The sequence below is a fragment of the Nitrospira moscoviensis genome (genome assembly GCF_001273775.1).
GTDB lineage: Bacteria > Nitrospirota > Nitrospiria > Nitrospirales > Nitrospiraceae > Nitrospira_D > Nitrospira_D moscoviensis.
In genome coordinates this window covers 1,802,176-1,815,919 of sequence record NZ_CP011801.1, presented here as the reverse complement: position 1 = coordinate 1,815,919, position 13,744 = coordinate 1,802,176, and the positions used below count along the sequence as shown (strand labels likewise).

16 protein-coding genes are annotated in these 13,744 nt (G+C 65.4%); 4 read left to right on the top strand and 12 right to left on the bottom strand.

Going from position 1 to position 13,744, the window contains the following annotated elements:
- The first annotated feature begins 9 nt into the window (after positions 1 to 9).
- Entirely contained in the window at positions 10 to 267 is a 258-nt protein-coding gene (locus NITMOv2_RS08880; protein ID WP_145976243.1) for a hypothetical protein, read from the top strand.
- Positions 268 to 405: 138 nt separating this feature from the next.
- On the opposite strand, the gene NITMOv2_RS08875 is transcribed toward NITMOv2_RS08880, so the two are convergent.
- On the bottom strand, positions 406 to 1,014 hold the full coding sequence (locus NITMOv2_RS08875; protein ID WP_083447882.1) for an RNA polymerase sigma factor: 609 nt from the start codon (positions 1,012 to 1,014) through the stop codon (positions 406 to 408).
- Entirely contained in the window at positions 1,011 to 1,697 is a 687-nt protein-coding gene (locus tag NITMOv2_RS08870; protein ID WP_053379528.1) for an inorganic pyrophosphatase, read from the bottom strand. The genes NITMOv2_RS08875 and NITMOv2_RS08870 overlap by 4 nt, the downstream gene beginning before the upstream one ends.
- 199 nt (positions 1,698 to 1,896) lie before the next feature.
- Here NITMOv2_RS08870 and NITMOv2_RS08865 point away from each other — a divergent pair, with 199 nt between their 5' ends.
- Positions 1,897 to 2,199, top strand: coding sequence for a hypothetical protein (locus NITMOv2_RS08865; RefSeq protein WP_053379527.1), 303 nt, complete (start codon positions 1,897 to 1,899; stop codon positions 2,197 to 2,199).
- 206 nt (positions 2,200 to 2,405) lie between these two features.
- Here the strand turns inward: NITMOv2_RS08865 and NITMOv2_RS08860 are convergent, their stop codons facing one another.
- Entirely contained in the window at positions 2,406 to 2,603 is a 198-nt protein-coding gene (locus NITMOv2_RS08860) for a hypothetical protein (protein ID WP_053379526.1), read from the bottom strand.
- Positions 2,604 to 2,660: 57 nt separating this feature from the next.
- On the opposite strand from NITMOv2_RS08860, the gene hrpB reads away from it, so the two are divergent.
- Together hrpB and NITMOv2_RS08850 are read left to right on the top strand one after the other, a co-directional pair.
- Complete coding sequence (hrpB, locus tag NITMOv2_RS08855) at positions 2,661 to 5,183, top strand: ATP-dependent helicase HrpB (protein ID WP_053379525.1); 2,523 nt, start codon at positions 2,661 to 2,663, stop codon at positions 5,181 to 5,183.
- Between the two features lie 151 nt (positions 5,184 to 5,334).
- Entirely contained in the window at positions 5,335 to 5,970 is a 636-nt protein-coding gene (locus NITMOv2_RS08850) for a hypothetical protein (RefSeq protein ID WP_053379524.1), read from the top strand.
- A 276-nt stretch (positions 5,971 to 6,246) separates the two neighbouring features.
- Here NITMOv2_RS08850 and NITMOv2_RS08845 read toward each other — a convergent pair whose 3' ends face one another.
- The 9 genes from NITMOv2_RS08845 to flgB form a co-directional block, all read right to left on the bottom strand.
- Entirely contained in the window at positions 6,247 to 7,014 is a 768-nt protein-coding gene (locus NITMOv2_RS08845) for a MotE family protein (protein ID WP_053379523.1), read from the bottom strand.
- An 11-nt stretch (positions 7,015 to 7,025) separates the two neighbouring features.
- Positions 7,026 to 7,463 (bottom strand): flagellar FliJ family protein, encoded by a 438-nt coding sequence (locus NITMOv2_RS08840; protein WP_053379522.1) that lies wholly within the window; start codon positions 7,461 to 7,463, stop codon positions 7,026 to 7,028.
- Positions 7,460 to 8,767: a FliI/YscN family ATPase gene (locus NITMOv2_RS08835; RefSeq protein ID WP_053379521.1), complete on the bottom strand. Its 1,308-nt coding sequence runs from the start codon at positions 8,765 to 8,767 to the stop codon at positions 7,460 to 7,462. Before NITMOv2_RS08835 ends, NITMOv2_RS08840 begins: the two co-directional genes overlap by 4 nt.
- Complete coding sequence (locus NITMOv2_RS08830) at positions 8,754 to 9,788, bottom strand: response regulator (RefSeq protein ID WP_053379520.1); 1,035 nt, start codon at positions 9,786 to 9,788, stop codon at positions 8,754 to 8,756. The genes NITMOv2_RS08835 and NITMOv2_RS08830 overlap by 14 nt, the downstream gene beginning before the upstream one ends.
- Positions 9,788 to 10,780, bottom strand: a complete 993-nt coding sequence (gene fliG, locus NITMOv2_RS08825; RefSeq protein WP_053379519.1) for a flagellar motor switch protein FliG — start codon at positions 10,778 to 10,780, stop codon at positions 9,788 to 9,790. Before fliG ends, NITMOv2_RS08830 begins: the two co-directional genes overlap by 1 nt.
- A 10-nt stretch (positions 10,781 to 10,790) precedes the next feature.
- The gene (gene fliF / locus NITMOv2_RS08820; RefSeq protein ID WP_053379518.1) at positions 10,791 to 12,353 is read right to left on the bottom strand and encodes a flagellar basal-body MS-ring/collar protein FliF; all 1,563 of its coding nucleotides are present in this window, start codon (positions 12,351 to 12,353) and stop codon (positions 10,791 to 10,793) included.
- 30 nt (positions 12,354 to 12,383) lie between these two features.
- On the bottom strand, positions 12,384 to 12,683 hold the full coding sequence (gene fliE, locus NITMOv2_RS08815; RefSeq protein WP_053379517.1) for a flagellar hook-basal body complex protein FliE: 300 nt from the start codon (positions 12,681 to 12,683) through the stop codon (positions 12,384 to 12,386).
- Positions 12,684 to 12,685: 2 nt separating this feature from the next.
- Complete coding sequence (flgC, locus tag NITMOv2_RS08810; RefSeq protein WP_053379516.1) at positions 12,686 to 13,135, bottom strand: flagellar basal body rod protein FlgC; 450 nt, start codon at positions 13,133 to 13,135, stop codon at positions 12,686 to 12,688.
- A gap of 77 nt (positions 13,136 to 13,212) precedes the next feature.
- Complete coding sequence (flgB, locus tag NITMOv2_RS08805) at positions 13,213 to 13,719, bottom strand: flagellar basal body rod protein FlgB (RefSeq protein ID WP_187299413.1); 507 nt, start codon at positions 13,717 to 13,719, stop codon at positions 13,213 to 13,215.
- Between the last annotated feature and the right edge of the window lie 25 nt (positions 13,720 to 13,744).

The window sequence follows — 13,744 nt, the reverse complement described above, 5'->3', positions numbered from 1 at the left end:
ATGGGGACAATGGAAAAGGCGCTGCTCCAGGACCACGCCGATGGAACGGAAGGAGCGCCATGGATCACTGGGAGGCCCGCCACGATCGGCGTGCGATCAAGATCGACAGCCTCGCCGCTTTTCATCTGGCGTTCCGGAGAGGAGGTCAGCGACGGCGGACACATGATCGTGCCATCCATCGGACAGACCATGCTGTCCTCCACCAACGTCACAGCCTCTGTCGCGATCGAGAGATCAGGCAAAGCGCACATAGTCCCGATCACCTGACACAACATGAAGAACAAGAGCAGCGAAAGACAGTGGGTGGGAGCTCTCCGCATCATAGGCGAGTCAGTGTCGCTCAATTGAATCGGACACGTCAAGTAGGGTGGGAGCCGCCAGTGTCGCAGAAGAACTGCGGCGAGGCTATTCGCACGTACAGTTCAGGCAACCGTGCTTGGTACAGAGGCCGCAGGCCTGTTCCAAACTCTTGCGGAGAGCTTGGCGTGCACGGTGCAGGCGGACGGTGAGATTGTTCACGGTCACGCCCACATCCTGCGCCACGGCGGCCGGCTCCTCGCCTTGGAGATCGACCCGCCGCAGCACATCCGCATAGGCGGGCCGGAGCGCCGGCAACAGGCGCTGTAAGCAGGCGCACACGGTGGGACGCAGCTCGTCCAGGGCCGGGGTCTGATCGTCGCCCGACGTCTGGAGCTCCTGCGTGAACGCCTCGATCTTCTTGTTCTCGGCCGCATGGGCGCGATAATAGTCGATCACCGCGTTGCGCAGGATGCGATAAAACCAGGCGACGCTCTGGTCGGGCTGCTCGATCCGATGCGCCTGCTGGACGGCCCGCATGAAACTCTGCTGGAGCAGATCGTCGGCGACGGCGTCGTCGCCGACGCGGCGGCGCAGAAATTTCCGGAAATCCGACTCGCGCGCGAGCAGGTCGCGGAGCAGGTCCCGCGCGGCCGGCTCACCGACCGCGGCCGCGCCGGACCGCGGCGTGTTCCCGTCCCGAGGCCGCATGGTCATCGCTCCGCCATGCCCGCCGGCCAGAGCGATTCCAGTTCGGGAAACTTCGCCCGGTAATCGGCGTGGCTCGCGCGGATCACTTTCAACGCTTCGTCGCGGCCGTAGACGCTGGTGATTTCGACCTTGTGCTCCACGGTCCCGGGCGCCTGCTTGTACGTCAGAAAATAATGCTGCAGGCGGTCGATCAGCGTGATCGGCACGTCGGCGATGTCCTTGTACTCGCCGTAAGCGGCGTCGCTCTTCATCACCGCGATGATCTTGTCGTCGGCTTCCCCGCCGTCCGCCAAACTGAAGCCGCCGATCGGAATGGCCGTCAAGAGGATGTCGCTGTGCGGAATCGTCTTTTCGGTCAGCACGCAGATGTCCAGCGGATCGCCGTCCCCCACCATGCCCTTCCGCTTCGCCCGCTTGCCGAACAATCCGGCGACCTTCTCCCCGCAATAGGTCTGGGGGACCAGCCCATAGTACACCGGACAGTAATTGGAGAAGCGCTGCGGGCGATCCACCTTGAGGAAGCCGCTCTCCTTGTCCACTTCATATTTCACCGTGTCGGTCGGCACGATTTCGATGTAGGCCGTCACAATGTCCGGCGCCTTGTCCCCCATCGAGACCCCGTGCCAGGGGTGCGCCTTGAACATCAAACTCATCAACCGCTGAATCGGATCTCCACCCAAACGCCCCATCGGTCGTCCTCCTTCGGAAAATAGTCTCACTATGATCGGGATCGGTGAAGGCCGTCAAGCGGGACAGGTTTTCCGGGGGCCATGACAGTCTGTCTCGCGGGACAAACGGACGGCCGGCCGATTATCCCGCTGTTATGACGGACATGACTGGCCCTCGATTTGCTTCTTTCCGTGCCAGGCCCTATCGAGGAGGAGTTCTATGCTGCGCGATCTCTGGATCACTCTGATGTTGTTGCTGGCCGTCATCGCGGCCGTCCCTGCCTTCGGTGCCGTGGAAGAACGTAAGCCGGAACGGAAAGGCACGATCGAAGGCGAGGTGCTGCGAATCGATCAAGACCGCGTCGTGGTCAAAGACAAGGAAGGGAAGGAAATCGTCCTGAACCTCGGCAAACAGGCCGACGTGGAGCCCGGGATCAAAGCCGGCGACAAGGTCGAAGCCTTCGTCACCCCCCAAGGCATCACGACCTCCGTGCAACCGCTGAAAGGCGGACTGCGACGGTAAAGAATTTGGTGATTGAGTGATTTGGTGATTGGCGAAGTATGGATAATCCGTCCAAGCTCGCTTGTAGTCTCCTCCTCTCCCTGTCCGATCGAATTTCCTCTGCGCGGGTGGCACTGAGCCGGGAGTCCAGCCGCCTGCAGCGGGGCCCCACACCGGGCGGGGTACGAAGCCGGCTGGACTCCCGGCTCGGTGACAGGACCCACGTCTTATTCTTCCGGTTCTTCGATCGGCCCCGCCCACTCGCCTTTCGCCAAGCTCACCTCCTGAAATCCGCCGTCCGGCCATTGAAACTGTCCCGCCTCATCCACCAGCACGATAAACGGATCCGCTTCGTGAGCCTGTCCACGGAACCAATACCAACCGGCTTGCGTCGGACTCGCGGTCGTCCATCGATAAGCTGACATCGTAGCCGTGCCTTTCCTTTCTCCCCGCCGACTCTGTTACAGTTCCGCCACCCTACCATGTCGCGTCTGCCGATTGAAGACGTTCTGCCGGCCCTCGGCCAAGCCCTCACGGGGGGGCCGAATGTGCTGCTCACCGCGCCGCCCGGCGCGGGCAAAACCACGCGCGTGCCGCTGGCTCTGCTCGACGCGCCATGGCGGCAGGGCAAAACGATCGTGATGCTGGAGCCCCGGCGGCTCGCCGCGCGCGCCGCCGCGCACCGGATGGCGGCCTCGCTGAAGGAACCGGTCGGGCGGACGGTCGGCTATCGCATGCGGCTCGACAGCAAGGTCGGGCCGGAGACCGCAATCGAAGTCGTGACGGAAGGTGTGTTGACGAGGCTGCTGCAAGACGATCCGGCATTGAGCCGGTACGCGATCGTGCTATTCGATGAATTCCATGAACGGAGCCTGCAGGCCGATGCGGGTCTGGCCCTCTGCCTGGAAACGCAGCGGCTCTTCCGCCCGGATCTCAGGCTGCTCGTCATGTCCGCCACATTGGATGGCGGCCCGATCGCGGCGCTGATGGGTCACGCGCCGGTGATTGTCTGCGAAGGCCGGCTCTTTCCGGTGGAGACGCGCTATCTGGAACAGCCGCCGGCCGGCCATCTGGATGCAGCCGTGACGCAGATCGTTCGCCGCGCGCTGGCGCAGGACCAGGGCAGCCTCCTGGTTTTCTTGCCCGGCATGGCGGACATCCGCGGGGTCGAACGGAAGCTGCTCGATGCCGGTCTCGGCCCGACCGTCCGAATCGCCCCCTTGCACGGCGACTTGCCGCAGGCGGCGCAGGATGCGGCGATCGAGCCGGCGCCGGCCGGCACGAGGAAAGTCGTGCTGGCGACGTCGATCGCCGAGACCAGTCTGACGATCGACGGCGTCCGCGTCGTGATCGATGCGGGGCGGCTGCGCGTGCCGCGGTTCGATCCCCGTTCGGGCCTGACGCGGCTGGAGACGATCCGGGTCACGCAGGATTCCGCCGAGCAACGCCGCGGCCGAGCGGGGCGAACCGGGCCGGGCATCTGCTATCGTCTCTGGACTGAACGGGAACAGGCCGCACTCGCGCCGCGCCGCCCGCCCGAGATCCTGGAAGCCGACCTGGCCCCGCTCATCCTCGACCTGGCGCAGTGGGGCACGAACGATCCGGCGCAATTATCCTGGGTCACCCCGCCTCCGACCGGCTCGGTGGCGCAGGCGAAGGAGCTCCTGACCGAGCTCGGCGCCTTGTCCGCGGACGGCCGCCTCACGGAGCACGGCTGGCGCATGGCCGGCTTGCCGGTGCATCCCCGCCTGGCCCACATGCTGATTGCGGCGATCCCGCTCGGGCTGACCGAATTGGCCTGCGACCTGGCCGCGCTGTTGAGCGAGCGGGATCTCTTGCGGGGCCACACCGCCTCGCGGCATGCCGATCTCCGGCTGAGGCTCGACGTGGTGCATGGACGGCACGACGCCGCAGCCGGCGGCGCGGTGGATCGCAGTGCTCTCCAGCGCGTCAAGCGGACGGCGGACCTTTGGCGGCGCCATCTTGTCCGGCAGGCCGGCGGAAGCAAGCGAGAGACGCCGGACCCGGACCATGCAGCCGGGATCCTCCTGGCGCTGGCCTATCCCGATCGCATTGCGCAGCGACAGGCCGGCGACGGCGGCCGCTATCTCTTGACGAACGGACGAGGCGCGCTCTTCGCCGCACCCGATCCACTGGCCGCCGAACCTTATCTCGTCGTCGCCGATCTGGATGGAGGCGCCCAGTGGGCCAGAATCAATCTGGCGGCGCCCATTTCGCGCGGCGAGATCGAATCGCTCTACGGAAACCGCATCACTCAGGAAGAGTCGGTCTCTTGGGACGAGAAGGCCTGCGCCGTTCGCGCCTCGCGGCGGCGCCGCCTCCGGGCTTTGATCCTGTCCGAAGAGGCCCTCTCCAAACCGGATGACACATCGACGGCCGGCGCTTTGCTGCAAGGCATCCGTGAGACGGGACTTGACGTGCTCGCCTGGACTCCCGAGCTTCGGCAGTGGCAGGCACGGATCGCCTTTCTGAGAAGGTTCGACGGACCCGATTCTGATTGGCCCGACGTGTCGGACGAGGCGTTGCTGCGGAGGCTGGATGAATGGCTCGGCCCCTTTGTGACCGGCTTCACTACGCTCGAACGGGTGAAGCGGCTGGATCTGGCGCCGCCGCTGCACGCGCTGCTCACCTGGGACCAGCAGCGCAAGCTGGACCGCTTGGCCCCCACGCACCTGACGGTGCCGAGCGGCTCCAGGCTGCGCATCGAGTACGAGCAACCGGACCTGCCGGTGCTGGCGGTGCGCTTACAAGAGATGTTCGGCTGCAAGGAGACGCCGCGGGTGGCGGACGGACGGGTTCCCGTGATGGTGCATCTGCTCTCCCCGGCCAAACGGCCGGTGCAGGTCACCAAAGATCTCGCCAGCTTCTGGGCCAACGCCTACCAGGAGGTCCGCAAGGAGCTCCGCGGCCGCTATCCCAAACACCACTGGCCGGAGGACCCTCTCACGGCACAGCCGACGGCGAGGACGAAAAAGAGAACATGACGGTCTATCTGGTCTATTTCGTCTGTCTGGTCTATTCGGCTATCCGGTCAACGAGATAGACGAGACCGACCAGATAGACCAGACAGACATGGCTTCCTCCCATCCTTCGTAGGATAGACCTCCGCCGGCGCTCCTATTATGGTGGCGCCCCATGACATCCATCGGCCGCCTGCTCTGTTTCCTGTTCACCATCCTGCCGTTCCACTGCGTGGCCCGTGCCGAGACGCCGGCTCTCACATTTGAAATTCCCTTCGACGACGTCGATCCCGCCGTCGCGCAGGCGGAAGTCGCCCGGCACGTCGGTGATTTTTTAGGAATTCTCGACGCGCAGTGGGGAGCCGATCAAGAGGCGATCAGGGGCCTGGTGACGCGGGAACTCGAACGGGACGACGGCGGCGCGTTGATCTATGGCGGGACGCTGTTGGACCATCGCGTCGTGGAGGGCTACGACTTTCGCGAGGGCGCGCTGGTGCGCGGCCAGTACGTCGTGCTGCAGCGGCCGGTGAACGGATTGAACGAATTCATCGAGTACTATGCCGCGGTGAAAGCGGCGCTCACGGAAACCTATGGAGCGCCTCATGCCGACCAGACGATCTGGAACAATGATCTGTATCAGACGCTTCCGGACTATTGGGGCGTCGCAGTACAGATCGGCCATCTCCGCTATTCCGCGACCTGGGCGACACTGACCGGCGACATCACCGTCGAGCTCACCGGCAACCACCACAGCCGCTTGACGATCGAGTACCGGAGCAAGGCCTTCAACGGGGACGCGCGGGCCATCTAGAATAGAGAAGGCTTTCTCATGGCGACGGCACGCGGCGCCGGGCAACGCCCACTTATGCGTAGACGCCTTCGGGCCGATGATGGGCGTGTCACGGGCGGCATTCATAACAGCTCGAAGCCGTCGAGTTTGCCCACGAATCTCCTTTGGGATGGTGGTCTGTCCTTTGCTGGTGATGGTGGAAGTCGGCATAGAAGCTCCTTACCAAACAATAGATTCCTTACACTATTGTAATGATGGCAGGGCAGCAAGGGCTTCCGGAGACTTCGTCGGGCTGGATTACGGCGCTAGGGTGAGCAGTTGCTCCGTCAGCTTGGCGGCGCGGTCGACTTTGATTTGGGCGAGGATGGCCCCGGCGGTCTTGCCCTTGACCAGCCGGAGAATTTCGACGGCCTTCCGATCGGGCATGCGCTCCAGACGCGCGGCGGCTTCTTCCGGCGCCATGGTTTCGTACATCTTGGCCAGCTGAGCCTGGTACTCGTTCTTGTGCGCCTGAGCCCGGCGCTCGCGCTCGAGTTGCGCCTTGGTGTGCTCCGCCTTCGCGTCCGCGGCCTGCTGGTCCTGCTTGGCGCGGGCTTGCTGAAGGCGCTGTTCGAGCGCCTCGTTTTTCGTGAGGAGCTGCTCGATCTCCGCCTTGACCATCATGAGCCGTTCCTCCTGTTGGCGTATCGCCTCCTCGCGCCGGTCCAGATCGCGTTTGCGGAGATCCAACATGTCGAGAATCTCCCGCGGCGTATCCAGCGCCGGTCCCTGGAGCGCCGGCGCCGGCGGCGCCAGGGACTGCTCGTCCATCTCGGACTCCGCCACGGGTGAGGACGGCGCGGCGTGGGATGCGGATCGCTCGGATGGCCGCGCCGGCGTGAGCGTCGCCTTGCTTTTCGGATCGGACGCCTGCCCCAACTGCACCATGATCCAGAGGAGAACGGTGGACCCGACGAGACCGCCGGCGAGGGTCCAGAGGTACGAGCGGCGTTGAGCCGGCGACAGACTCCGCCGGCCCCGGCTCGCGCGGCTCAGGATGATGCGGTCGGTTCGGCGCTCGGCCATCGGTGTGGTCCTCATCCGTCCGTTCCCCGTTCACGACGCCGGTGCTGCGCGATGTCATCCAACGCCTGCTGGATGCGGCGGTCGGCGTCGAACCGGCGCTCCCGGCGCCGCCGTTCGGCCAGCCGATCCAGAATCTTTCGTTCGACGCTCGCTTCCACCAGCTGCCCCTGAACGCCGCTCCACGAGGCGCGCAGCCGGTGCACGGCCTGACGGGTTTGTGCGAGCGCCGCCTCGTGCGCGTCGAGACGCGCATGCCATTCCAGAGCGGCTTCGACCGCGAGCCCCCGCTCGACCGCTATGCGATAGGCCGCGGCGTCGGTGTCGCGCGCCGCCTCCAGTGCTTCACACCGTGCTTCCATGTCGATCAGCTCATGCGCGATGCGGGCCAGCTCCATCGTCAGGGCTTCCTCCGCTCGTGCGCGCAAGGCGCGCAGCGCTTCGAGGCTCATGCCGATTGCGCGGCCAGCGCGGCCAGGCCCTGCACCGACGCGGCGAACGGCGCCGCCTGCTCGAGATCCTGGCGCAAATAGGCGTTGATCGCGTCCTGCGCCTGCACGGCCCGGTCGAGCGTCTGGTTCATGCCCTGCTTGTAGGCGCCGAGCAGCACGAGATCCTCCGATTGCCGATAGCGCGCGATCAATTCGAGGACGGCCCTCGCGGCCCGGTCGTGATCGCGTCCCACGATATCCCGCATGACCCGGCTGGTGCTCTGGAGCAGATCGATGGCCGGAAAATGGTTGCGGGCCGCGAGCGCGCGGGACAGCACGATGTGGCCGTCGAGGATCGACCGCGCCGTATCCGCAATCGGATCGCTGAGGTCGTCCCCGTCGACCAGGACCGTGTAGAGGCCGGTGATGGTCCCGGCGCCGGGTCCGGTGCCGACGCGCTCCAACAGCTTCGGCAGCATGGCGAAGACCGACGGCGTATAGCCTTTCGTCGTCGGCGGTTCGCCGATGGCGAGCCCCACTTCCCGCTGGCTGTAGGCCAAGCGGGTGAGCGAATCCATCAGCAAGAGCACCTGCTTGCCGGCGTCGCGGAAATACTCGGCGATCGCCGTCGCGACCAAGGAGGCCCGCAGCCGGACGAGGGGCGCCTGATCCGACGTGGCGACGACGACGACCGACCGCTGCAGAGCGGCGGGCCCGACGTCGCGTTCCAGAAATTCTTTCACTTCGCGGCCGCGCTCCCCGATCAGGGCGATGACGTTGACGTCGGCCTGCGTATAGCGGCTGATCATCCCGAGCAGCACGCTTTTCCCCACGCCGGAGCCGGCGAAGATGCCCATCTTCTGCCCTTGCCCGCACGTCAGGAATCCGTTGATGGCGCGGATGCCCAGATCCAGCGGCATCGTGATGCGCGCGCGATGGAGCGGATTGGGCGGCGCGGTGTACAGCGGATACCGGCCCGTGGCACGGACGGGTCCCAGCTCGTCCAGCGGTTCTCCCAATCCGTTCAGCACGCGGCCCAGCAAACCCGGCCCCACGGGAAGATGCGCCACCTGGCCCGTCATGGTAATGCGGCTGCCCGGGCCGATCCCCTGCATCTCGCCGAGCGGCATCAGCAGCACGCGTTCGCCGCGGAAGCCGACGACTTCCGCCGGAATGCTGCCGCCTCCGTCTTCCCGGGAAATCTGGCACACCTCGCCGACCGTCCGCATGGGGCCGTAGCCTTCGATCACCAAGCCGACCGCCTGGGCCACGCGTCCCGAAATCGCGAGCGGATCGACGGCGTCCAGCACGTCACCGAGCTTCACGGCGGTTCCTTTCCTTCAACGCTTCGCCCAGCCGCAGCAGTTGCGTGTCCAGCGAGGCGTCGATCAGCCGGTTCTCCGTCTGGACGACGCAGGTGCCGCGCGGCGCCGACGCGACGGGCACGATGCGCAGCGTGACGGCCACGTCACGCTGCCCCGCCACCTCGGATTGGGCCGCTTCGAGGGCCGGCGCGTCGGCCGGATGGACGTGAATCGTCACCGAGCCGGAGTCTTTGATCGCGGCGACCGCAGCCTTGGCCTGGACGACGATCTGCTCCTTGGATTCCAGCGCCGCGTCGCGCAGCACTTTGCCGGCGATCTGAAAGGCCAGCGCGACGACCTCCTCCTCCATCGCCTGCTGCAGTCCGCTGCGCGCGGCGTCCAGCCGGCGCACGGCGTCGGCAAACAGAGCGCGCTCCCGACGCCGTTGTTCCTCCACCCGCCGCTCCCCTTCGAGGAGCCCGCGCTCGAACTCGGTCAGCCCGTCTTCCCCGCGCAGGGTTCCGTCCTCGCCGAAGGTCTGGAGCGGCAGGCTCTGGAGCCGCACCGCGCCGGACCGCACCGCCGCCTGTTTCACGACCGTGGCCTCGGCCCGCAGACGGTGCAGCTCCAGCAGCCGCCGCGCGGTCGCCAGCAGCACGTCGTTCTGCACGGGCTTCATGAGGAAATCGCTCGCGCCGGCCTTCATGGCGCGCACGGCCAGCTCGACGCTGGGCGAGCCGGTCATCACCACGCCGATGATCCGCGGGTCGATCCGCTGCGCCTCCTCCAGCACCGCGACGCCGTCGCCGTCCGGCAGCGCCACGTCCACAATGAGCAGCGCGGGCGCCGACTGGGTGATGAGCGCGACGGCCTCGCGCGCCGATCCTGCGAGGCGGATGGGCACGCCTTCCGGCGCGAACAATTCGAGCAGCAGCCGGCGGATGATCTCGTCGTCGTCCACCGCCACGATCGAGCCCGGCAGGCGGGGCGCGGTCCGGCGGATCCCGGCGGCCGGCGCCTGCACGCTCGTTCCCGCCGCCATCAGAGCATCTCCTCTCCGGCGCCGGCGACGACGATGCGGCCTTCCTCTTCCAGCTTCCGGCAGACCTTCAAAATGTTCTGCTGCGCCTTTTCCACGTCGGACACCTTGACGGGGCCTTTCGACTCCATGTCGTCCTTGAGCATGTCCGCCGCGCGGCTCGACATGTTCTTGAAGAACTTGGCCTGCACGTCGGGATTCGCGCCGCGCAAGGCCAGCGGGAGATCGTCCTTGCTGATCTCCTTCATCAATTCCTGCATGCCGCGGTCGTCGAGCTTGATGAGATCGTCGAAGACGAACATCAGGGCGCGGATCGCGTCGGCCAAGGGTTGGCTCTTCTCCGCGATCTTGGCCATGATGCTGCCCTCGTTGGCCTTGTCCATGCGGGTCAGAATGTCCGCCATCACCTCGGCTCCGCCGATGCTCTGCGCCCCCAGACCTTTGCTCGCCAAGAGCGCCTCTTGCAATGTTTGACTGAGCTCTTCCAGCACGTCCGGCTGCACGTCTTCCATGGTGGCGAGGCGCAGGGCGACGTCGGCCCGCATGGATTCCGGCAGAGAGGCCAACACCTGCCCGGCCTGCTCGCTTTCGAGATGGGCCAGCACCACCGCCACGGTCTGCGGGTGCTCGACTTTCAGCAATTGCGAGATCGATTTGACGTCGACCCATTTCAACGCTTCGAGGCCCGGATAGGTCTTGCGCGACATCGATTCGATGATGCGCGCCGCCTTCTCGGGACCCAGGGCCTTCGTGAGGATCGTGCGGATGAAATCCTTGGCTTGGAATTGCACTTCCCCCGAGGCGCTGGCCGTCTTGAAATCGGTAATGACCAGATCCTCTTCTTCTTTGGAGATTTGCGCCGTGCCGTTCATGAAGCTGCCGAGCTTCTTGATTTCCTTCGGATCCAGCTGCCGCATCACTTGCGCGGCCGCGTCTTCGCCGATGGCCCGCAGGAGAATCGCCGCCTTTTGTTCGCCCGTGAGTTGCTTGGCCATGCCGCCGCCCCTACGCGCCTTTCAGCCACTGCTTGACGACTACGGCGGTGGTGTCGGGATTCTTCCGCGCCAAATCGATGATCTGGGCGCGGTCCGGTCCGGTGGCGAGGGACGCCTCGACGGCTCCGACGGAGGCCGGCAATGCGGGCGCGTCGGCCGCCATTTCCGGAGCGGCCGCCGTAGCCCCGAGCATGGCGATCAGCGGCCGGACGACGAAGAGCAGAATCATCAGGAACAACAGCGCCCCGACGGCGTAGCGCAGGTACGGAACCCAGGGCTTGGACTCTTCGGCAACCGCCTCGACCGCGGCGGTTTGGGGCTCCTCCGGCCCGAATCCGAATTGCACGTTCACCACCTGCACCTGATCCTGCCGTTCGGCGTTGTAGCCCATGGCTTTCTTCACGATCTCTTCGATCCGCTTCATGTCCTCTTCGGAGCGTGGAACGTACTTCTTGGCCGGCTCTCCGGCCGTCGCGCCGGCCTCCGCGGCCTTCGCCGGCTCGTAGAGACCGTCGACCAGCACGGCGACGGAAAGCTTTTTGATGGTCCCGATCGGCTCCACGATGCGGGACACGGTGCGGCTGATTTCGTAGTTGACCGTTTCGTTTTTCGTCGCGCTGTTGCTGGAGCTGGTCTGCGCCGGCTCCAGATCGGTGCCCGGCGGCACGTTGGACTGCACGCCCGGCACGCCGCCGCTCACGCCGTTCACGCCGTTGGATTTCTCCTGGCCGCGCTGTTCGCTCCGCACCACCTGGCCGTTCGGATCGTAGCGCTCTTCGGTCGTCTCGACCTTTCTGAAATCGACCACGCTCGACACGCGGACGACGGCCTTGTTCAGGCCGACGATCCGCTCCAGCATGGTCTGAATCCGCGTTTCAATGTCCTTTTCGATCGCCCGTTGATATTCCAACTGCGTGTTGGTCAAGCCGGCCGTCTCATCCGCCGCGGCGGTGGACGACAGCATGTTGCCGTGCCCGTCCACCACGGTGACGTCGCGGGTCTGGAGCCCCTCCACGCTGCTGGCCACGAGATGGACGACGCCCTGCACCTGGGCTTTCGTCAACAGTTGCCCGTTGCGCAGCGACAGGATGACGGAGGCGCGGGCCCGGTCCTGCTCGTTGGCGAAGAGGCGGCGCTCCGGAATCGCAAGATGCACGCGCGCCCGCTCGACTTCCGGCATCTGCGCAATCGTCCGGGCCAGTTCGCCCTGCAGCGCGCGGCGGTAATTCAGCTTTTGCACGAATTCGGACATGCCGATCGAGGTCCGGTCGAAAATCTCATAGCCGACTCCCCCGCCGTGCGGCAGACCCTGCGTGGCGAGCTGGAGTCGCAGGTCATGCACCTGCGCGCTCGGGACCAGCACGGTGGAGCCGCCGCCGGTGGTCTCATAGGGCACCTTCGTCTCTTTCAGCTTGTCGATGATCGCCGCCGCGTCCTCGCCGTTCAAATTGGTGAACAGCACCTGCATGTCGGGCTGCTGGGTCCAGAGCGCCACAGCGATCAGGCCCGCGACCGAGCCGGCCAGGGCGATGAGGATGATCATCCGTTGGTTGATCGAGAATTTGGAGAACATGGCGGTGATTTATCCCGGCTGTCTCGCCTGTCAGATCTGCATCCGTTGAATTTCTTCGTACGCCGTCACCAGCTTGTTGCGGATCTGCATCATGAGCTGGAAGGACACGTCCGCCTCCTGGAGCGCCACCATGGTGCGGTGCAGATCCTGCGTCTGGCCCGTCATCAGGGCGTCCACCGCCTGGCTGGCTTGCATCTGGACGTCGTTGGCCTTGCCGATGGCGGATTTGAGTTGATCCATGAATCCGCCGGAGTCCGGCGTTCCCTGCGGCGCGGGGGCGACATCCGGAATGGCGCGCGCCGCCTGAGTAATCGCGTGAATCTGACTCATGCTTACCTCCCGATCTCCAGCGCCTTGTTCCACATGGCGCGGGTCGCGTTGATGGCCTGCACGTTCGCTTCGTAGGCGCGCGACGCGCCGATCATATTGACCATCTCTTCCATCACGTTCACGTTGGGCAGCCGGACGAAGCCTTTCTGGTCGGCGTCGGGATGGTGCGGATCGTAGACCAATTGGCCCGGCTTCTGATCTTCGACCACTTTGGCGACCGACACGCCTTCCAGCGCGTGCGCCGTCGGACCGATCGCGACTTGGCGAAACATCCGTTGAAAGGCGTTCGGAACCGGCGCCGAGCGGAAGACCACGTCGCGGCGTTTGTACGGACCGCCGCTGGGCGTCTTCGTCGATTGGGCGTTCGCCAGATTGCTCGCAATGACGTTGAGCCGCCGCCGCTGCGCGTCGAGACCGGAGACGGACACGGCCAAACTGTCAGTGATCTCCATAATGACCTCCTCATTGAGCTGTCAGCGGTCGGCCCGAGCCGACCGCAGATGGCTGATAGCTGACGGCTTTGAGTTGTTTACCTCGCATCCCGGATCGCGTTCAGCAATTGCCGAAACCGGATGGCCGTGATCGACGCGGCGGCGTTGTACTGCATGGCGTTGTCCGACAACTTCGCCATCTCTAGCTCGAGGTTGACCGAGTTGGCGTCCAGCGGCAAATCTCCGGCCGGTACTTCGCTCAACTTGCCGGCCACGGCCTGGTAGCCTTGCGGCCCGCGCGGGCCGATGTGACGGGACTGCGTCACCGCGAGGGCCACCGGAAGCCGCCCCTTGTGCGCCGACTGCAATTGCTCCATGAACGTGAGCTCGTTGGCCCGATAGCCGGGGGTTTCCTCGTTCGCCAAATTGGACGCGATGACCCGCTGGCGGGCGCTGCGGAGATCCAGGCTCCGTTGCAACAACTGCATGGTTCGATCGAAGATCGTCATGCCCAGTCCTTTCGTTTCTGCCGCTCGGGCAAGCTCATAAGTCGGTGCAACGTCGATGCCGCTGTCCAGCGTTGAGCAGGACGTCGGTGAGTACATCAGAACCTCAATGCTTTCCGACTCA